Origin of the sequence: Paenibacillus sp. FSL P2-0173, assembly GCF_038008045.1 — a bacterium.
GTDB lineage: Bacteria > Bacillota > Bacilli > Paenibacillales > Paenibacillaceae > Paenibacillus > Paenibacillus polymyxa_B.
On sequence record NZ_JBBOYK010000001.1, the window covers coordinates 1,239,875 to 1,259,758 of the forward strand.

Annotated in this window: 16 protein-coding genes; all 16 read right to left on the reverse strand. The window is 45.9% G+C overall.

The features are described 5' to 3' along the window. Nucleotides 1-3: 3 nt before the first annotated feature. The 16 genes from mraY to MKX30_RS05535 all read right to left on the reverse strand — a co-directional run bounded on the left by mraY (nucleotide 4) and on the right by MKX30_RS05535 (nucleotide 19,823). Complete coding sequence (gene mraY, locus MKX30_RS05460; RefSeq protein ID WP_013311092.1) at nucleotides 4-972, reverse strand: phospho-N-acetylmuramoyl-pentapeptide-transferase; 969 nt, start codon at nucleotides 970-972, stop codon at nucleotides 4-6. Between the two features lie 22 nt (nucleotides 973-994). Then, nucleotides 995-2,398: a UDP-N-acetylmuramoyl-tripeptide--D-alanyl-D-alanine ligase gene (locus tag MKX30_RS05465; protein ID WP_339202352.1), complete on the reverse strand. Its 1,404-nt coding sequence runs from the start codon at nucleotides 2,396-2,398 to the stop codon at nucleotides 995-997. Then, nucleotides 2,398-3,885: a UDP-N-acetylmuramoyl-L-alanyl-D-glutamate--2,6-diaminopimelate ligase gene (locus MKX30_RS05470; protein WP_341062565.1), complete on the reverse strand. Its 1,488-nt coding sequence runs from the start codon at nucleotides 3,883-3,885 to the stop codon at nucleotides 2,398-2,400. Before MKX30_RS05470 ends, MKX30_RS05465 begins: the two co-directional genes overlap by 1 nt. Nucleotides 3,886-3,940: 55 nt before the next feature. Then, on the reverse strand, nucleotides 3,941-5,857 hold the full coding sequence (locus MKX30_RS05475) for a stage V sporulation protein D (protein WP_028540477.1): 1,917 nt from the start codon (nucleotides 5,855-5,857) through the stop codon (nucleotides 3,941-3,943). Between the two features lie 81 nt (nucleotides 5,858-5,938). After that, complete coding sequence (locus tag MKX30_RS05480; RefSeq protein ID WP_069080391.1) at nucleotides 5,939-8,293, reverse strand: penicillin-binding transpeptidase domain-containing protein; 2,355 nt, start codon at nucleotides 8,291-8,293, stop codon at nucleotides 5,939-5,941. Nucleotides 8,294-8,353: 60 nt separating this feature from the next. Then, nucleotides 8,354-8,734: a hypothetical protein gene (locus MKX30_RS05485; RefSeq protein WP_028540475.1), complete on the reverse strand. Its 381-nt coding sequence runs from the start codon at nucleotides 8,732-8,734 to the stop codon at nucleotides 8,354-8,356. Nucleotides 8,735-8,758: 24 nt separating this feature from the next. Continuing rightward, the gene (gene rsmH / locus MKX30_RS05490) at nucleotides 8,759-9,709 is read right to left on the reverse strand and encodes a 16S rRNA (cytosine(1402)-N(4))-methyltransferase RsmH (RefSeq protein WP_023989455.1); all 951 of its coding nucleotides are present in this window, start codon (nucleotides 9,707-9,709) and stop codon (nucleotides 8,759-8,761) included. Nucleotides 9,710-9,726: 17 nt separating this feature from the next. Next, nucleotides 9,727-10,164 (reverse strand): division/cell wall cluster transcriptional repressor MraZ, encoded by a 438-nt coding sequence (gene mraZ / locus MKX30_RS05495; RefSeq protein ID WP_013311099.1) that lies wholly within the window; start codon nucleotides 10,162-10,164, stop codon nucleotides 9,727-9,729. Nucleotides 10,165-10,496: 332 nt separating this feature from the next. Continuing rightward, nucleotides 10,497-11,762, reverse strand: coding sequence for an adenosylhomocysteinase (locus MKX30_RS05500; protein WP_013311100.1), 1,266 nt, complete (start codon nucleotides 11,760-11,762; stop codon nucleotides 10,497-10,499). A 64-nt stretch (nucleotides 11,763-11,826) separates the two neighbouring features. Beyond that, entirely contained in the window at nucleotides 11,827-13,458 is a 1,632-nt protein-coding gene (bshC, locus tag MKX30_RS05505; RefSeq protein ID WP_341062566.1) for a bacillithiol biosynthesis cysteine-adding enzyme BshC, read from the reverse strand. 122 nt (nucleotides 13,459-13,580) lie between these two features. Then, nucleotides 13,581-14,519 carry an ABC transporter ATP-binding protein gene (locus MKX30_RS05510; protein ID WP_013311102.1) on the reverse strand — a complete coding sequence of 313 codons (939 nt, stop codon included), beginning with the start codon at nucleotides 14,517-14,519 and terminating at the stop codon, nucleotides 13,581-13,583. Between the two features lie 11 nt (nucleotides 14,520-14,530). Next, nucleotides 14,531-15,481: an ABC transporter permease gene (locus MKX30_RS05515; RefSeq protein ID WP_013311103.1), complete on the reverse strand. Its 951-nt coding sequence runs from the start codon at nucleotides 15,479-15,481 to the stop codon at nucleotides 14,531-14,533. Between the two features lie 4 nt (nucleotides 15,482-15,485). Then, on the reverse strand, nucleotides 15,486-16,418 hold the full coding sequence (locus MKX30_RS05520) for an ABC transporter permease (protein WP_023989458.1): 933 nt from the start codon (nucleotides 16,416-16,418) through the stop codon (nucleotides 15,486-15,488). Nucleotides 16,419-16,615: 197 nt separating this feature from the next. Next, on the reverse strand, nucleotides 16,616-18,316 hold the full coding sequence (locus tag MKX30_RS05525) for a peptide ABC transporter substrate-binding protein (protein WP_023989459.1): 1,701 nt from the start codon (nucleotides 18,314-18,316) through the stop codon (nucleotides 16,616-16,618). Nucleotides 18,317-18,469: 153 nt separating this feature from the next. Then, nucleotides 18,470-18,859 carry a DUF3397 domain-containing protein gene (locus MKX30_RS05530; RefSeq protein ID WP_013311106.1) on the reverse strand — a complete coding sequence of 130 codons (390 nt, stop codon included), beginning with the start codon at nucleotides 18,857-18,859 and terminating at the stop codon, nucleotides 18,470-18,472. Nucleotides 18,860-18,863: 4 nt separating this feature from the next. Further along, nucleotides 18,864-19,823 (reverse strand): ketopantoate reductase family protein, encoded by a 960-nt coding sequence (locus MKX30_RS05535; RefSeq protein WP_023989460.1) that lies wholly within the window; start codon nucleotides 19,821-19,823, stop codon nucleotides 18,864-18,866. Between the last annotated feature and the right edge of the window lie 61 nt (nucleotides 19,824-19,884).

Sequence of the window (19,884 nt, forward strand, 5' to 3'; positions counted from 1 at the left end):
TGTCTACAACCCCTTGTTGAGATAAAGTCCGAGTCCTGCCAACAACAGTCCTACAGCCCAGAATGTAATAACTACGCGCCATTCGGACCAGCCGGACAGCTCGAAATGATGATGAATCGGGCTCATTTTGAAAATACGCTTGCCACGTGTTTTAAAAGAAGCTACTTGCAAGACCACGGACAGCATTTCAATTACGAATACACCACCGATAATGAGGAACAAAATTTCGCTTTTCGTAACGATGGCAATGGCACCTATGGCGCCGCCGATTCCCAGCGAGCCTGTGTCACCCATAAACACCTTGGCAGGATGAGCATTATACACGAGAAATCCGAGTACAGCGCCAATCATAGCCGCTGAGCATACTGCTGCCGGAAGCGAGGTCGCCTGAATCGCGACAATGGCATAAGCAGCAAAGGCAATGGCACTTGTACCGGACAGCAGCCCGTCCAGCCCATCCGTGAAATTGACAGCATTGCTAATCGCCAGCATCATGATAATGATGAACGGATAATAAAACCAGCCGCCCCAATCAAAAGACCATGACGTTCCAGGGATGCCGATCGCAGTACTATGATCATTACTAAGCAGAAGCCAGCACATGATCGCGCCAAACAATAATTGCCCAAACAGCTTTTGACGCGCCGTCAGACCTAACGAGCGTTTGAATACAATCTTGATATAGTCGTCCAAAAAGCCGATCAGCCCAAAACCCAGCGTAGCAACCAGCAGAACGTAAAAGTCCGTATTTTTGATAGCTGAAAACTTAAGAAAGGTCAGCGTAAAAGCCACCAGAATCACGATACCGCCCATTGTAGGCGTACCTATTTTTTTAAGATGGCTTTGTGGCCCGTCATCCCGGACCTGCTGGCCGAATTTCATTCGCCGCAGCAGCGGAATGAGCAGTGGAGCGGCAATGACCGCCAATATAAACGATACGACGATCGTCAGCAGTAATAATTGAATATCCATGGGAGTCTCCCTCTCGTCAACATCAGTTCTGTAGCGGACCGTTTTTCAGCGCATCCACAATTTCTTCTAGTCGCATCCCTCTGGATGCCTTAACCAGCACAATATCATTGGCGTGTAGATGAACCAGCAAATACTGGATCAGCTCTTGCTTATCTGTATAAGCGTGCACGTTAGCAGTTGGCATCAACCCTTGCGCACCCTGCGCAATCGAAGTGCCTAACGCACCGTAGGTAAACAGTACTTCTACGTCATGCTTTGCCGCGAAAATTCCAATTTCCTCATGGAATTGCCTTTCCTCAGGTCCCAGCTCCAGCATGTCACCAAGCACGGCGATTTTACGTCCGTCCGTTTTATACGCAGACAACGTCTGAATTGCAGCCTTCATTGAAGCCGGACTGGCATTATAAGCGTCGTTTAGCACGGTAAATCCATTAGGACAGTTCACGACCTCAATGCGCATGCCCGTCAGCTTTAAAGACGACAACCCTTTACGTATATGGTCTGCATCGACATTGAAATGACGCGCTACCGCCAGTGCTGCCAAACCATTTACAACATTGTGCTGTCCAAGCAAGGGAAGCCGGAAAGCCTCTTTTCCAGATTGGGCTGTTATAAATAAGCTGCCTTCTCCATCGGAAGTGATTTCAGTTGGATAGTCATCGTTGCCTGCAACTAGCCCGAACGTAAACAATTTTAAACCTTCAGGCTTGACCGTTTCAGACTCCGCCAACACTTGTGAAAGCAGTGGTTCATCTCCGTTGTAGATCAGCAAACCACCAGCCTTAAGGCCACTTGTGATCTCCAACTTTGCACGAGCGATTTCCGTACGAGAACCAAGCTGCAGCAAGTGCGATTCGCCTATGTTCGTTATGATAGCTACATCTGGTTGGGCAATATTAGCCAGCAGACGAATCTCTCCACGTCCACTCATGCCCATCTCCAGAATGAGAATATCTGTATCCTGCGGCATGGACAGTACCGTTAAAGGCAAACCGATATGATTGTTATAATTCCCTTCGGTTTTGTGTACTTTAAAAGTCGTGCCCAGCAGAGCGTTTACGATGTCTTTCGTTGTCGTCTTGCCGTTGCTTCCCGTGATCCCAACGACAGAAACGCCGGTTTCGCGTAAGTATGCAGCTGCTAGATGCTGAAGGGCTTCTAACGTATCCTCTACCTCAATAGCGTTCTCAGCCGGAGGTGCTCCATGATCCTTTTGCCATAAAAATGCAGCTGCACCTGCCTCGCTTACGATCTGCTGCACATAATTATGCCCATCAAACCGTTCACCCACGAGTGGAACAAACAACCCTTGGCTCTGCGCCCTGCGAGAATCTGTAAAAACGCCTTCGACCATCTGTTCGGTGTCCGCTTCTCCGTGAAGTATTCCTCCACACATAGATGCAATCTGACCGATTGTTCTTTTCATCACTTGGATAAACCCCTTATCGCTTCTTTGGCTACGATGCGGTCATCGAATTCATGCACCGTTTTTCCGATCAATTGGTAAGTCTCATGACCTTTTCCCGCAATCAATACTACATCGTCAGGGCTTGCCATTTCAACAGCTTTATGAATTGCAGTTCTGCGATCCACGATCAATTCGTATCGTTCTGCGGGTACACCTTCGTCGATCAACCCTTGTTCGATGTCTTTCAAAATCACTTTCGGGTCCTCTGTTCGCGGATTGTCGGAAGTAATAAATGAGTGATCGCTGTAACGCGCAGCAATTTTCCCCATCAATGGGCGTTTCGTACGATCTCGGTCGCCGCCGCATCCAAATACACACCATACTTTACCAACCGCAAATTCCTTTACGGTGCGAAGGACATTTTCCAATCCGTCCGGTGTATGGGCATAATCTACAATAACAGCAAAGGGCTGACCCGCATCTACAGGCTCTACCCGCCCATCTACGCCTGCGATAGACTCTAGACTGCGCTTGATATCCACCAGCGAGATTCCTTCCAGCAAAGCAGCGGTAATGGCCGCCAGTGCGTTGTACACATTGAACTTGCCAACCATTCGAAGCTCAATATCGGTATCTCCTTTAAAAGTAGACACATGGAAGGAGGTTCCCTTGGAACCTATAGTGATACGAGATGCCTGCACATCAGACTCCTTTTCCACGCCGTATGTAATCACTTGGGCCGCAGTTTGAGTCTGCAAATAGGAAGAAGCCGGATCGTCTGCATTCAGAACAGCATATTTGCTATCTGATGCATCCCGCGAGAAAGCATTTCCCAACCTAGAGAATAAAAGTCCTTTTGCAGCACGGTACTCCTCCATTGTGTTGTGGTAGTCCAGGTGGTCCTGCGTCAGGTTTGTAAATATAGCGGTGCGAAAATCAGTTCCTTTGACGCGGCCCTGCTCCAACGCATGTGAGGATACTTCCATGACACAGCATTGAACCCCCTGCTCTGCCATATTTCCAAGATAACGTTGCAGTTCCACCGCTTCGGGCGTAGTGCCAGACATTGGGTAAGACTGACCACCGTAACGCATTTGAATCGTACCAATCAGTCCGGTGTTCACCCCCGCATCCTTCATGATCTTTTCAATCAGATAAGTTATCGTTGTTTTACCGTTGGTTCCGGTTATTCCGATCATGCGCATGCGTCGGCTCGGTGAATCAAACATATAATCTGCCAAAACCGCCATGGCATGTCGTGCATCCTTAACTACAAGCTGCGGAACAGGTACATCCAGTTCACGTTCAACGACCAAAGCTACCGCCCCGGACGCAATTGCCTGCTCAGCATAGTCATGTCCGTCCACTGTAAAACCTGGCAAACACAGAAATAAATCTCCCGGTTGCACTCGACGTGAATCCGCCCCGATTCCTCGGCAATCCACTGTACCGTCACCCACCACACGGGAGACGGCCAGCAGTGAAGCCAATTGTTGAAGCTGCATCTTTCATTCCTCCATTGCTCTCTCGTTATTCATAGTATGGTATAAAATGAACCTATCAATCCCCCATGTAAATACGGATCGTTGATCCTCGCTCCAATCTGGAGCCCGGCTTCGGCGCCTGACTCACGACCGTCTTGCCTGACCCAGATTTCACGAGCATAAAGTTCATATTCATATCTTCGTACAAATCAGCTGCAGTAGCACCTACCAGATCAGGTACCGTTTCGATCGGATTTTCTCCATACTTGTACTCTTTGGCAATTTGATTGGTGCGAGGCGGTATTTTCAAGGCAATCAGCGCGTCCTTTAAAATATTTTGCACGATTGGCGCAGCAACCACCCCGCCGAATTGAATGCCCTTCGGGTTATCGACAGCGGTATAGACGACGATTTGCGGATCATCCGCCGGCGCAAAACCAATAAAGGATACAATATGCTCCGAGGAAGAATAACGTCCGTTAATGACCTTTTGTGCTGTCCCCGTTTTACCTCCCACCCGGTAGCCTTCAATGAAAGCAGGACGACCTGTACCTTTAGCAACGACGCTCTCCAGCGCTTCTCTTACCTGTCGGGAGGTCTCCTCTGAAATGACCCTACGTACTAGTTCTGGTTCTACTTTTTCCAGCACTTTTCCGGTTCCCGGCTGAACCCAACCTTTTGTAATGTGAGGCTTATAAAGATTACCGCCATTGATTGCCGCTGATACTGCCGTTACCTGCTGGATCGGAGTGACAGACACCCCTTGACCAAAAGCGGTTGTCGCCAGTTCTACAGGACCGACCTGAGGTAGCTTGAACAAAATGCCGTTGCCCTCACCAATCATGTCGATTCCCGTTTTGCTGCCGAAGCCGAAATTCCGAATGTACTTGAAAAGTGCTTCTTTACCTAACCGCTGCCCCAATGTTACAAAACCGGGGTTGCAAGAATTCTCCACCACTTGAAGGAACGTTTGGCTTCCATGTCCGCCTTTCTTCCAGCAACGCAGGCGTGCTCCACCGACTTCAATATATCCCGGATCAAAAAAACGGTCATTTTTGAGATTGACCTTCTTTTCTTCCAAGGCAGCCGCCAGTGTAATAATTTTGAAAGTAGACCCAGGTTCATATGTCATCCAGATAGGCAGATTTCGATTATAGATTTCAGGCGCATATTGCTTGTATAGTGCTGGCTCATAGCTTGGTCGTCCAGCCATGCCTAATATTTCACCCGTCTTGGGGTTCATAGCAATAGACAACGCGGACTTCGCCTGAAATTTGACCATGGCTTGGTCAAGCTCCCGTTCCATAATGGACTGCACAGACTTATCAATGGTTAATTGTAAATTCAGTCCATCCTTCGGTTCAATGTATTTTTCAGAAGAACCAGGCATCAGACGACCACCTGCATCTGATAAATACGCAATGCTTCCGTCGATTCCCCGAAGCTTACTGTTTTGCTGCTTCTCTACGCCTGTCAGCCCTTGATTATCAATTCCTGTAAACCCAAGAATATGAGCCGCTAGATCACCATAAGGATAATAACGTTTGTTGTCTTCAGCAACAACGATACCCGGCAGCTTCAAATCACGAATTTGCTGCGCTTTCTCCATCGTAATTTTTCGTCCGCCGGGCTGAAGTTTTTGGCTTGCTGTTCGTTTGGTAATCAGCTTGAGCACTTTATCCTCACTCATATCCAGCAAGGGCGCCAGCCTGCGTGCCGTTTCTTCCGGCTTCTTAATTTGCACTGGTATCGCCATGACTGTCGGCGAACTGACATTGTAGGTCAGCGCCGTACCCTGCCGATCCAAAATTTCGCCGCGCTTGGCGGCAAATGGAATATTGCGGCGCCACGAATCCTCAGCCTTGGCCGAGAGCTCGCCTCCTTTACCCAATTGAACATAGGCGAGCCGGATCGACAAGGCCGCAAACAGTACAAATAATCCCATTAGCCCCCATACCAGCCTCCGCCGCATGGTCACGTTAGATTTTTTCAAACGCGCTCCCTCCGTTCCTCAAATACTCATGACATGTCTTACCTCATGAATATTCAAAAGAACGGACATTAGAACAAGCTATCAGTTATCCTCGCCTTTAATCGCAGCAGCACTTTTCTCATCTGCAACAGCAGATATTCCTCCCTTAGGAGCTCCCGCGTCTGTTCCAGCATCAGCAGTAGTACTGGATTCGGTTTTAGTATCGGCCTCCGTTTTTGTTGCGCTGCCGGTCTGGTTAGCTGCAACTCCATTGGTCGAGTCCTGTGTTTCCTCCGGTTTCACTCCGGTCACCGTTTCTTTGGCCGGCTGAAGCGTCACGCTGACGATCCGCTTTCCATTTACCATTTGCGCCTTTTGAGAGACAACATAACCTTCGCCGCTTACCTGCACACCAACCTTCATAAGGGTCAGAACTTGAAGTGTGTCACGCAACGAAACACCTGTAAAATCAGGAATAGTCATGTTGGCACTATCCTCAGTCAGCAAGTAAATGCGTTGTCCGGGTTTCATTTTGACGCCTGCTTCAGGATATTGGCGAACAATTTTGGAGCCTTTGCCTACCGTTTCATAGGCAATTCCCTGTTTGAGCAATGCATTTTGCGCATCTTTCTTCACCTGACCAGTTAATGTTGGTACCGTTGGCAAATTCACTGTTTTTACAACAGCGCCACCTGATTTATTCGTTTTAGTTCCTGTTTTTGGAACCCCCATATATTGCAACGATTGAGATACGATTTTTTTAAATACAGGCGCTGCTGCTGTACCGCCGCCTACTGATTTGTTAGGTTCATCCATAACAACCAAAACAGCTATTTTCGGATCATTTACTGGTGCAAAACCTATAAAGGACACGACATCCTTCGAATGGTCATATACTTTTCCGACGACCTTCGTCGCTGTACCTGTTTTACCAGCTACACGATATCCGTCAATATAAGCAAGGCGTCCCGTACCAATTTCTTGGTCAGATACGACCTGCTCCAGATAGCTGCTTGTCTGGACTGCCGATTCCCGAGTAATCACTTGGCGGACTTCCTTCGGTTGAATCGTCTGAACTTCGCCTGTATCTGGGTTCATGATTTCTTTCACCAGATGAGGTTGCATCAGCTTCCCCCCGTTAGCAATTGCCGAGATTGCAGCTACCTGCTGGATTGGCGTTACCTGAACACGTCCGTGTCCATACGAAGCCGTTGCCACCTCGGATTTGTACTGGGTATGGAAAGTAATAGCTCCGGTAGACTCACTCGGAAGATCAATGCCTGTTTTCACGCCGAATCCAAAGTTATTAATATATTTCTTCAGCCTTTCGCCACCCAACTTATCCAATCCCAGATGGACGAAACCGACGTTACTTGAACGCTTGACCCCCTGAAGATAGGTTAACGTTCCCCAGTTACGGCTTACGTCACGAATATCCCAGCCTCCGACCCGAATCATACCAGATTGGTAGGATTCATTTGGATTGAACACCTTTTCTTGAACCGCAGCTGCCAAGGTGACAATCTTAAACGTGGAGCCAGGCTCGTAGATAGATTGAGTAGCATTATTACGGAAATATTCCAAGGGTGTACTCCCATATGTATTGGGATTAAAATTCGGGTAAGTCGCCATACCGAGAACATCCATCGTTTGGGGATCAGCAGCTACTACAGTCATCGTTTTCGGGTTGTATTTTGCAATAGCTTCCTGCATGGCATCCTCTATATAATACTGAATCGTATCGTCAATCGTCAGCTTTAAATTTTTACCATTTTGTGCCGGCTCATAGACACTTTCCGATCCTTGAAGAGGAACTCCCTTCCGATCCCGCTGATACAGAAGCTTTCCAGCCGTCCCCGAGAGCTCTTTATTATAATAAGCTTCCAACCCCATACCTGCTGTGCCATCTTTTCTTTGATAGCCAAGAACATGGGAAGCCAGCTTATTTTCCGGATAATAGCGTTTGGATTCTTGAACGGTGTCCACAGCTCCAATTACTTCATACTTATCCTTCAAATACTCTTTGAACGTATCCACTTGTGCCTTGACCTCAGGATCTACCTTCCAGCCCCCATTACGAATCTCGCGATTTTTTAAGTAGTTCCCCTTTTTATCCTTTGCAGAAAGATGTCCTCTCAGCTCATCCTCAGGCGTTTTGAGTAACTGGTGCAGCTTAGCTACAACCTCATTCTCCAAATCATACTCCTGAATGATGCTAGGATTGACAACTACCGTATAAGCCGGTGCATCCGTAGCCAATACGTTTCCTTTACGGTCCGTAATGGTTCCACGCTTGGGTTGAATCACCTGATCTCTTTCTACTTGATTAACTACCAGGTTATGCCAGTACTCCCCACTCACAACTTGAATCCAAAATACCTTAAGTAGCAGAACAAGAAAAAAGAGGGTAATACATCCCCCTATTAGCAGTGTGCGAAGCTTTATTCTTTTGACCATAGCTCAAACCTCTCTGCAAAAAAATGTACGTCAGAGCATAGCTTGATGCTATGCCCTTAACTATTTGGCAGCCTGCTTTTCCACACGAATGGGCTCTCTTGTTGGTTCGATATATCCCTGTTCCTTTGCAGTCGGCACGATCTGATTTTCCAGACGCTCCTTTTGAATCTTCAGTTGGGCGATATTGGTCTGTAATTTGGAAATGTCCTTGCTTGCCGTATTAATCGAATAATTGATTTGATAAATGTGAGCGTACCTGCTAATCAACATACCAGCAATGACAATGCACGCTACAAGTGTCAATAGATACAGCAGCTTTTCTCGAATCGGCAGCTCTCTGCGGCGTGTAACGACTTTGGTGGTCTCACGATACCGTTGTTGCTGAACCTGTTCCTGACGGGCTCTTTCTTTTACAGCCAAATTACCGCGTGTATAAGCCATGTCGCCTCTCCTTCTCCATTAAATTTACAATTTTTCGGCAACTCTCAGCTTCGCTGACCGGGACCGTGGATTAAGCTCCAATTCCTGCTCTGACGCCACAATCGGCTTACGGTTCACCAGCTTCAGATCGCCTATCATTTTGTCCTCCAAAATAGGCAAATCAGATGGATAGATACTTTTCGCCAAATACTCCTTGAAAATATGCTTGCATATCCGATCCTCCAGAGAATGGAATGTAATGACCGAAATTCTGCCTCCTGGAGCCAGACATCTTATTGCCTGATGCAAAGTATCTTCCAGTGCACCCAACTCATCATTCACAGCAATCCGCAAAGCCTGGAAACTGCGTTTAGCCGGATGTCCCCCGGTTCTGCGTGCCGCAGCCGGAATTCCTTCTTTGATAATATCGACAAGTTCCCCTGTTGTGTGAATAGGCTTGTTCAATCGACGTTCAATCATGATCTTTGCGATCCGCCGTGAAAACTTCTCTTCTCCGTAATGAAACAAAATACGCGCAATCTCTGCTTCCGACCATTCATTGACAATTTCGTAAGCCGTAAGCGAGCTACTCTGATCCATCCGCATATCAAGCGGTGCATCATGATTGTAGCTAAATCCCCGTTCCCCCTCATCGAACTGGGGCGAGGATACACCCAGATCGAACAAAATACCCTGGACTTGCGGGACGCCGTCTTTTTCGGGCAATCCCAGCTCGGTCAGCTTGTCCTGCAAGTGGCGGAAGTTGGATTTCACTAAGGAAATCTTTCCTTCATAGGCTGACAGCTTCTCTCGCGCATTGTTCAATGCCCAGTCGTCCTGATCAAAGGCAATGAGCCTTCCCTCAGGGCCAAGCTGTGATGCAATGACGGAACTGTGTCCTGCCCCTCCCAACGTGCAGTCCACATAAATCCCGTCCTGCCTGATGTTTAGTGCCTGTGTTGCTTCTTCTTTGAGTACGGTAATGTGGTGAAACAAACGGCTGACCTCCTAAATTACAATTCAAAGTTGAAATCAACCAATTTCTCAGCAATGTCGTTAAATGCTTCTTCTGATTGGTTGAAATATTGCTCCCAAGTATGCTTGCTCCAAATCTCTACACGGGTGGACACTCCCAATACGACGCACTCTTTAGTAAGCTTGGCGTATTCGCACAAATTCCCCGGTAAATTTACCCTGCCCTGTTTGTCCAATTCGCATTCAGTCGCCCCCGAGAAAAAAAAACGGGTAAACGCCCGCGCATCGGCCTTCATCAGAGGCAGTGCTTTAAGTTTTTTCTCCATGACAGCCCACTCATCCATGGGATACACGAAGAGGCATTGGTCCAGCCCGCGGGTAACCACGAACGAGGCACCGAGAAGTTCACGAAACTTGGCCGGTACAGTAAGCCGACCCTTCTCATCAATGCTATGTTGGAACTCCCCCATAAACATTGGTTTCGTCACCCCTTACCCCATTCTCCCACTTTGGCCCACTTTCCACCACCTAAGCATAATAGATTCGCTTTAAAAAATCAAAGACCTCTTTTTCATTACCAAAAAGTGATAGAAGCCGGATCCATACCCTTATGTCTGTTATTGTAGCCCTGCGTCACAAGATGCAAAAAAGCCCCTTACCCCATGAAGCCGGCCCCCGACAATATGCATCAGGTTTCGAAACAACACGGAATAAAGGGCTTACTCTCTGTCCATTATGCCAACCTAAACAAACACTTGCATTAAAAACGCAACACTTTTGCAGCGAAAATCGTGATTAAATAATCCGATTACGCGTTCCAGCTGTCCAAATAGATCTTTTGGTCTTCAGTTAACGTGTCAATTTGGATTCCCAGACTATCAAGTTTGAATCGAGCTACCTGTTCATCAATTTCATAAGGTACATTAATAACAGCTTTGCCTAGCTCATTGTAACGATCATTCACATATTTCAAGCCAAGCGCCTGAAGCGCAAATGTCGTATCCATAATTTCCGCAGGATGACCATCAGCAGCAGCCAGATTCACGAGGCGTCCTTCTGCCAGCAAATACATTTTACGTCCATCTTTAAAGCGATATTCCTCGATATTGCGACGCACCGTACGAATGGATTCGGAACGTTTAGCAAGCTCAGGCTTACTAACCTCCACATCAAAATGCCCTGCGTTACACAGCACAGCTCCATCCTTCATCACATCAAAGTGTTCTCCTGTAATTACAGCCTTGTTTCCAGTTACTGTAATAAAGAAGTCGCCCAGTTTGGCAGCTTCTACCATCGGCAACACATGGAACCCATCCATATGGGCTTCTACTGCCTTGATTGGATCAACTTCGGTTACAACAACGTTGGCTCCCAGCCCTTTCGCACGCATTGCAACCCCTTTGCCACACCAGCCATAACCTACCACAACCACTGTACTTCCGGCTACAACCAGATTAGTCGTACGAATAATGCCGTCGAAAGCTGACTGTCCTGTACCATAGCGGTTATCAAACAAATATTTGCAGTAAGCATCATTAACAGCCACCATCGGAAAGTGAAGTTGCCCTTCTTTTTCCAAAGCCTTCAAACGAATAATGCCAGTAGTTGTCTCCTCTGCTCCCCCACGGATCGTAGAAATCAGATCAGGCCGTTCGGATTGCAACAGAGTAACCAAGTCACCACCATCATCTATAATGAGATCCGGCTTTGTTTCCAGTGCCTTGATTTGCAAATTTTTGAATTCTTCCGGGTCCGGATTGTATTTAGCTAATACTGTAACGCCATCTTCAACTAATGCGGCGCAAACATCATCTTGTGTGGACAATGGATTACTCCCCGTAATAGTTACCTGCGCTCCACCTGCTTGTACCACTTTAGCCAGATAAGCCGTTTTGGCCTCCAGATGTAGACAGATGGTTACCTTCAGACCAGCAAAAGGCTGCTCTTGCTCGAATTGTTGACGTATACGGTTCAATACTGGCATATGGGCTTCTACCCAATCAATTTTCAAATGACCTTCAGGGGCCAATTTAAGATCGTGAACTATGCTATTTTGCAGAGAATGGGAAGTCATACTTTGTTTCCTCCTTCATATTGGTTAAATTTGAACCATGATAAATCCTATATAAAATAATAAATCATACATAAATAGCGCGATGCGTACCCGTCAGATCCAATGGTACACTCATAATCATATCAATCAGGCTGAGACCATGACGGTTCAGAAAATGATAGATCGTATACGCCCGCTCCTGCGGCTGTCCAAATGGAAAAAGCGACCACTCAATACGATCCCACTGGCGAAGTGCTGTTTCATTTTGCCGAAGCAACGCTTCCTGAACTTTTGCCTCCAGATAGGCGATCTGTGCCAGAATCTTATCGCGGTTGGTTTCTCCGAGCGGTAGCAAACCTTTTTCAATCAAACCTGTCTGCTGCACAAGCGGTTCGTACATGCGGACAAAAGCTTCCTTAGCCCCGGAAAACTGATCCTGCATTCCAAGCTGATCTTGAGTGGCGATCCATTGCTTTTTCCGTTCCTCAAGTCCGTCTCTAACTTGACCAAAACTCAATTCATACTTAAGCATATGCTTCTCCACGCCTGGCTCTACCAACGTAAAAGACATTCGTGGCAGCAGTATCGGCATCTGCATCTCCAACACCCCGAAAGCATCCCGTGTAATCGCCCAGTAAGCAATCTCTCCTAGACCCAGCACAGATGCCAACACCGGAAACAGTGAATCCTGCATTAGAGGACGAGTTAGCACATTGTTACTAAAACGTTCGGGATGTCTATCTATCTCTTCAAGCAGTTCATCCACAGTAAACACCACCAGACCGTGTCGATCCGTGAATAGTCCAGCTTTTTTGAAAAGCAGCAAGCGTTCATCTTCATGGATATAAAAGAGATTCGCGCCACCTTCATGCACATCCGCTTGTAAATGATATCCATAATCTACGATCCGCGCAGCAGTCGTCCGGTAAGCCTGCTCCAACTCATCATTGTGCTGAACCAGTTGCTTAAAAACGGATGCTTCCAGCTTGCGTAGCGAAGGATCTGCTGAATCCAAGAGTACTAATCCATAGGTGCCGAACAAAAGGCCCAGCAACTTGGCAAAGGCTTCACTCAGTCCATATGAATCCGTTAGCCCGTTCTCAATCATGCGCATTATTTCAGCCTTATGTTCTGAATCTGGCAAGCTTTGCTCTATATCCGCTATCGCTTGCTTCCACTCAACAGCCTCAACTTTAATGGCACTAACCGAAGAACGGCGTTCAGGTTGCTTATTCAGCTTGATTTTGACGGCTTGTGGGTCATTTGCCATTACGTATGTATGATTGACCTCGTCCCAGTCATGATCTTCGCCAGCAATCCAGAAGACGGGAATAACCGGACGTCCAAGCCGTTCCTCAGCTTCTCTCGCCGCCTTAATTAGAGTAGCAGCTTTGTAAATGACCAGCATCGGACCTGTGAACAATCCGCTTTGCTGCCCGCCAGCTACTACTAAGGCATCTGGACTTTCCAGACGGTCCAATGAAGCACGAACCGCCTCATACGAATTGTATTTCTCATTGTATATACGAAGACATGCTACGATATCCTTACGGTTTAATCGCAGATGCCCCGTCTTATCCAGCCACTTCGCCCGTTGGGCATAAGCATCGGCGTGCAGCACATTATATTCATACAAGTCGCTTGCGCGTCCTGTACCCTGTATATAATCTTCTGCCAAAGCCGACCCTCCGCGAAGCGTTTCCGGAATTATCTTCATGGGTCTGCCTCCTGTCTCCACCAAAACCTTACTGCTTGATTGTACCGAAAGCCCATGTCCACGTCAAAGCTTCCTACAAAAAAAACCGCCGAATAACTCGGCGGTTGGTGCATAAAACAAGATCAGGCGTAAGGCTCAGCTACAAAATGTCCTTTAGACACTTCGATGAGCGTGGCATTTTCCAGGTTATAAGCCCCTGTCTTGCTGCCAGATGCATCATGAATCGGGCCTGCTTGGTCGCCTGGCATAATAATCCGTTTTTTGTTGGCTTCTACTTCTGGATCAGGAAGTGGGATCGCCGACAAAAGCATTTTCGTATAAGGATGGATCGGATTTGCATACAATTCAGCACTTTCTGCAAGCTCGACCATTCTACCCATATACATTACAGCTACCCGATCACTGATGTGCTTGACCATCGACAGATCATGCGCAATGAACAGGTATGTCAGACCCAAACGTTCTTGAAGCTCTTTTAACAGGTTGACAACCTGAGCCTGAATAGATACGTCAAGAGCTGAAATCGGCTCATCACAAATGATGAATTTAGGATTAACCGCTAGTGCGCGTGCAATGCCGATCCGTTGACGTTGACCACCAGAAAACTCATGCGGATAGCGTGTTGCATGGTCAGGGTTCAAACCAACCAGATCAAGTAACTCTTCAATCCGTTTCTTACGTTCTGCACGGCTACCCGCCATGTTGTGAATATCCAGTGCCTCACCAATAATATCAGAAACGGTAAAACGCGGGTTCAATGATGCATACGGATCTTGAAAGATCATCTGCATATCACGGCGCATTGCTTTCATTTTACTTGGTGATAATTTGTAAATATCCGTACCGTTAAAACGCACGCTACCTGCTGTAGGTTCATACAAGCGCAAAATCGTACGACCCGCTGTAGACTTACCACAGCCGGATTCGCCAACCATACCCAGCGTTTCACCCTCGCGAATATAGAAATTCAGGTTGTCCACCGCTTTGAGCACACGGTTTTTGCCAACATTAAAATACTTTTTAAGACCTTCAACCTCAATTAAATTGTTGCTACTCACCATGATCTCACCTCCTATTTCTTCAACTTCGGATCAAGCGCATCACGCAAGCCGTCGCCAAAAAGGTTGAACGCAAGCATAATCAAACTGATCAAACCTGCTGGGAAAAGCATCCGCCACGGGTAATACATCCACCCGGTCAGAGCCGATTCAATCATTGAACCCAGCGACGCCTGAGGAGCCTGTACCCCTAATCCAAGGAAGCTCAGGAATGCCTCAGAGAAAATAGCACTTGGAACTGTCAAAGTCAGTGTGACAATGATTGGTCCTACCGCATTAGGCAACAAGTGACGGAACAGCAAACGACCTGCACCAGCACCCATTGAACGGGAAGCAAGTACGAATTCTCGGTTTTTAAGTTGTAACATCTCACCACGTACAATCCACGACATGTTAATCCACCCCGTTACACAGAGCGCAATAATAATTGTAGTGATACTTGGCTCCAGTACAACCAGCAACAGGATCGTAACAAGCAAGTAAGGAATGGAGTACAAGATTTCAGAAAATTTATTCATGATTTCATCAACGCGGCCACCAAAGTAACCCATAATTCCACCATAAATAACTCCAATCATCAAGTCAATCATTGCAGCAGCCAAACCAATAATCAAGGAAATCCGAGCGCCCATCCAAGTACGTACAAACATATCACGTCCCAGATCATCTGTTCCGAACCAATGTTCCGCCGAAGGAGGAAGATTGGTGCTCAACAAATCATTGGTGCGGTCATCGTATGGGGACAGCATCGGCCCAACAATTGAAGCAAGCACAATGAGAACCAACACACTCAAGCTCGTCATTGCCAGTTTATTTTTACGAAGTCGTTCCCAAGCATCTCGCCAAGCGGACAAGCTTTCGCGCTGAATAACTTCAGACTGCTTTTCATCCGCCCCGACCTTCTGGAAATCTTCCGGTTTTACCTGAAGCTTATCCAAGTTCACAGCATTATCTTTAACAGACATAAAGTTATCCCTCCTTCCCGCCAGTAAGCTTAATCCGCGGATCAATAAATCCATATGCAATATCTGTAATAAAACGCGCCACCATCAGCAAAATACCGTAAAAAATAGTAACTCCCATAATCATGGTATAATCGCGGGTTGTAATACTATCTACGAATACCTTACCAATACCGCCAATCCCGAAGATACGTTCAATAACAACTGAACCCGTAATAATATTGGCCGTCATGGGTCCCACATAGGTAACAACCGGCAAAATAGCATTACGTACAACGTGTTTGAACATAATTGTAATGGATTTCAAGCCTTTAGCTTTGGCAGTCTTAATGTAATCCGCATGAAGCACTTCCAGCATGCTGGAACGCGTTAGTCGAGCGATAAACGCAATTGGGGAAGCAGATAAAGCTGCAACAGGCAGAACGTAGTCCATCGGACCGTCAAAGCCCATAACATTAAACCAACCTAACTGTTGAGCGAAGAAAAATTGAATCAACGATGCTAGAACGAAGCTGGGAACCGCAATCCCCATGATAGCTAATACCATTGCAACGTTATCTATTAGCCTACGATGATACAAAGCTGCCAGCATACCTAGCAAGAGACCGACAATTATCGACACGATTATGGCAACAAAACCTAGTTTGAGGGAAACCGTAAAAGTTTGTCCGATAATGTCAGTTACACTTTGATTCAGCTTTTTCATAGAAATACCAAAATCACCTGAAGCAATATCACCTAAGTATTTAAAATATTGGACATATACAGGCTTATCCAGCCCATATTGTTCCATTAACCGGGCTTGAATCTCAGGAGAAGTCGCTTTTTCACTCATGAAGGGGTTACCCGGAATTGCTTTCATGAGAAAAAACGTCGCAGAGATCAGAATGAACAAAGATAGCAGCATATAGAAAAATTTACTGATCAAATAACGCGTCATTGCCCGTTTACACCCCCCATAAATTTTTTTCGACACCATTCGATTTTATCGAAATAGAATTGGACTGTCCAATCTACTTATTTGCATGGTTACATGATGATGGAAAAGACCATGACACACAAAAAAAACGGGATATATATGGTTCTATCCACATATATATCCCGAAGTAACTATCAAACTTCAGAATCGAGCTTCAGTTACTGTGTAATATACGCTCTTGTGAAATCAACTGCTCCACTAAAGTCAAGCCCAATGTCTTTTACATTCGGTTTCGTTAAAGAAACATTTGAGTAGTAGTAGATCGGAAGCATTACCATATCGTCTTGAACCAGAATTTTCTCCGCTTTCGCAAAATCTTCCATGCGTTTTGCTGGATCAGTTTCTTTCTTAGCTGCTTCAATCAAAGCATCATATGCTGGGTTAGCATAACCTGCATTGTTGTTGCCATTGCCTGTTGTCCACATATCCAGGAATGTCATTGGATCATTATAGTCAGCAGACCATCCACCACGAGCGATTTGGAAATTCAGCTTGTTACGTGTTTGGATAAATACGCCCCACTCTTGGTTTTGAGTTTTGATGTCAACACCAAGGTTTTTCTTCCACATATCAGCAACTGCCAAAGCAATCTTTTGGTGACTCTCGCTGGAGTTATACAGCAATGTTACCGGAGGAAGTGTAGTTACGCCTTCTTCCTTCATACCTTCTTGAAGCAATTTTTTCGCTTCAGTGAAGTCTTCTTTGAAGTAATCATCTTTATTCTCAGTACGGAATTCTTGAGATACTCCTTTGATACCTGGAGGTACAAAGCCGTATGCAGGAATTTGACCGCCCAATGTTACTCTTTCAACGATTGGTTGGCGTTCAATAGCCATCGCAAACGCTTTACGGATTTTAACATTGTTAAATGGTTTTTCAGTTACATTAAACAGATAGTAGTACGTACTTGCAATCCCTTTTGCCTTAAATTCGTTAGGCAGTTCTTTTTTCACAGCCGGAATTTGGTCGGTAGGAATTTCACCGTTTGGCATACCTGCGTAATCGAGTTGTCCACTTCTATAAGAAGCCAGCTCTGTTGCACCGCTATTTACAAGGGACATCGTAATTTTATTCAGCTTGATATCATCTTTACCCCAATAGTTTTCACTTTTGGTTACTTCGATCTTTTGACCGCTGTCCCAAGTCGTTAATGTGTAAGGTCCGTTAGTGATCATGCTATCTTTCTTAACAGCCCACTTATCATTACCTTTAACGGAAGGATTTACAGGGTAAAAAGTGTAGAAAGAAGTCAATCCCAAGAAGTAAGGAGTTGGGTGCTCCAGCTCTACTTGCAATGTATGGTCGTCAACAGCTTTAACACCTACATCTTTAAAGTCTGTAACTTTAGTGCCTTTAAAAGATTTCGAAGTGCTCAGGTTGTAACCCTCAGCATTTTTGATATAGTACAATTGGTAAGCATATGGAGGTGCAGGAGCCGTGGAAGGATCCAATACACGTTGCCAAGCAAATACGAAATCGCTTGCTTTGACTGGGTCGCCATTACTCCATTTTGCAGTATCACGAAGCTTGAACGTATAGGTTTTGCCGTCATCGGAAATTTTCCAAGATTCAGCTACGCCAGGGATTTCTTTGCCGTCAGGACCCATACGTACGAGACCTTCATACAAAGTTTTCAGAACCGTGTTAGTTTGACTATCCTGAGCTTGTGCCGGATCGAAGGTTGGCGGCTCGGAAGCAAGGTTAATGCGCAAAATTTGCTTGTCGGCCGGAGCCGGCGTAGTCGAGGTGTTTTCTTGTGCGCCCTTACCATTATCGTTCTTGCTGGAGCCACAACCTGCGAGCAGTGCACCAACTGCAAGAATGAGTGTCAAAAGGACTAAAAAGCTTTTCCTTTTCATCTAGCGTTTTCCCCCTAGTTCTAAAGTGGTATATGTTTATAGATTATACAACCAGCGGTCAAAAAAATCTACATTACATTTCTTCAAATTGAGCTTTTTTTTCAAAAAAACATGATTAATTCATATTTTTTCACCTTTTCATGTCACCTTATATCACATGATGTTGAATATATTCTTAAATATACCAACAACAGTCAACAAAATATACGCCAATGTCATCGCTATAAAAGTTAATCTCCAGACCGCTCTACATAATCTTTTACCATCAACCTTCCCTTTTATTCGATTTTGAGCTCCTCCAATTAAACCCAAGGCCAGTAATAGGAGCAGTAGAATCAAATAAAAACCGAATCGAGATGTAAAAATGACGTTAAAGAGTGCTGCGACGGAAAATATCAGAAAAAACGTGGTAATATCCATAGAAGTAAGTAACGATTTCTTTTTTTCCATTTTAAGAATGTAGCGACAAACCGCAAACACGATCAAAAACGGAAAAAAGGGAAGAATACTGAAAGTGATAATAGTACCTTGTATAAGACTCAACTGATCACCCCTCTTTTAGCCGCATGCCTTCAATTAATTGCCACAATACCTCATGAGTTGGTGCAGTAACTCCAGCCCGATCTGCCATCTGCACCAGTTGTCCGTTAATTGAAGCAACTTCCGTCATGGACTGTGCAAGTACATCAGCTAGCATGGACGAGTGATTTTCTGCCGTTGCCCGGCATACATTCATAATTTGCTCCCACCATGCGTTTTCCCAGTGGATACCATGAGCTTCATACACTTGAATGCCTTCATCGTACAGCCTGCGCATCATATGTATTCGAATAGGGTCCGAAAGCAGCTCGCCATTACGAACTCGCCATACCGCTGTCAGCGGATTGATCACAGCATTGATCAACAACTTGCGATACATACCGTTCTCGATTTCTTTCGACAAGCAAACGTCAAATCCTGCTGCAAGCAGCCGATTTAGCACACATTGATTAAAATTATTGTTCTTCGCCTCCTCCCCTTCCTCCGAACTACCAATTTCAGTAACACCCGATCCTGCATGTACAATAGATGCTACTCCCTGCCTCTTGGCTCCTTCAGTCGTCACAGCAGGGTATACCACAGCTTCAGGCCAAGCCTGTCTAATGCGTTCTATATGGCCGATTCCATTCTGCAAGCAAACAATTCCTGTATCTCTATCCATTTGAGCTGCAGGCTGGATCTGTTCTAATACTTCCTCAATCGCCCCCTGTTTGGTCATAAGCATTATCCATCGTGCTGGAGCCTGTGAATTTAACCGTTGCCAATCTGCCAATGGCGCTACCTTCAATTTATCCCCGGAAACATGTACTGCCGTCTGTCCCTCCTTATCAAACACAGTAATCCCTTCACGAGCAATGACGCGTGCCTGCTCAAGTGTACGCGTCCACAGCCTTACTTTTGTACCCGAAGCAGACAACCTCCCGGCAAACAACAATCCCAGCGAACCCGCTCCAATAATATCAATCACCTTTGTATCGTCTCGCTTCCATCTTTTTTTCTACTATATCATATGCACTCTAAAGAAATAC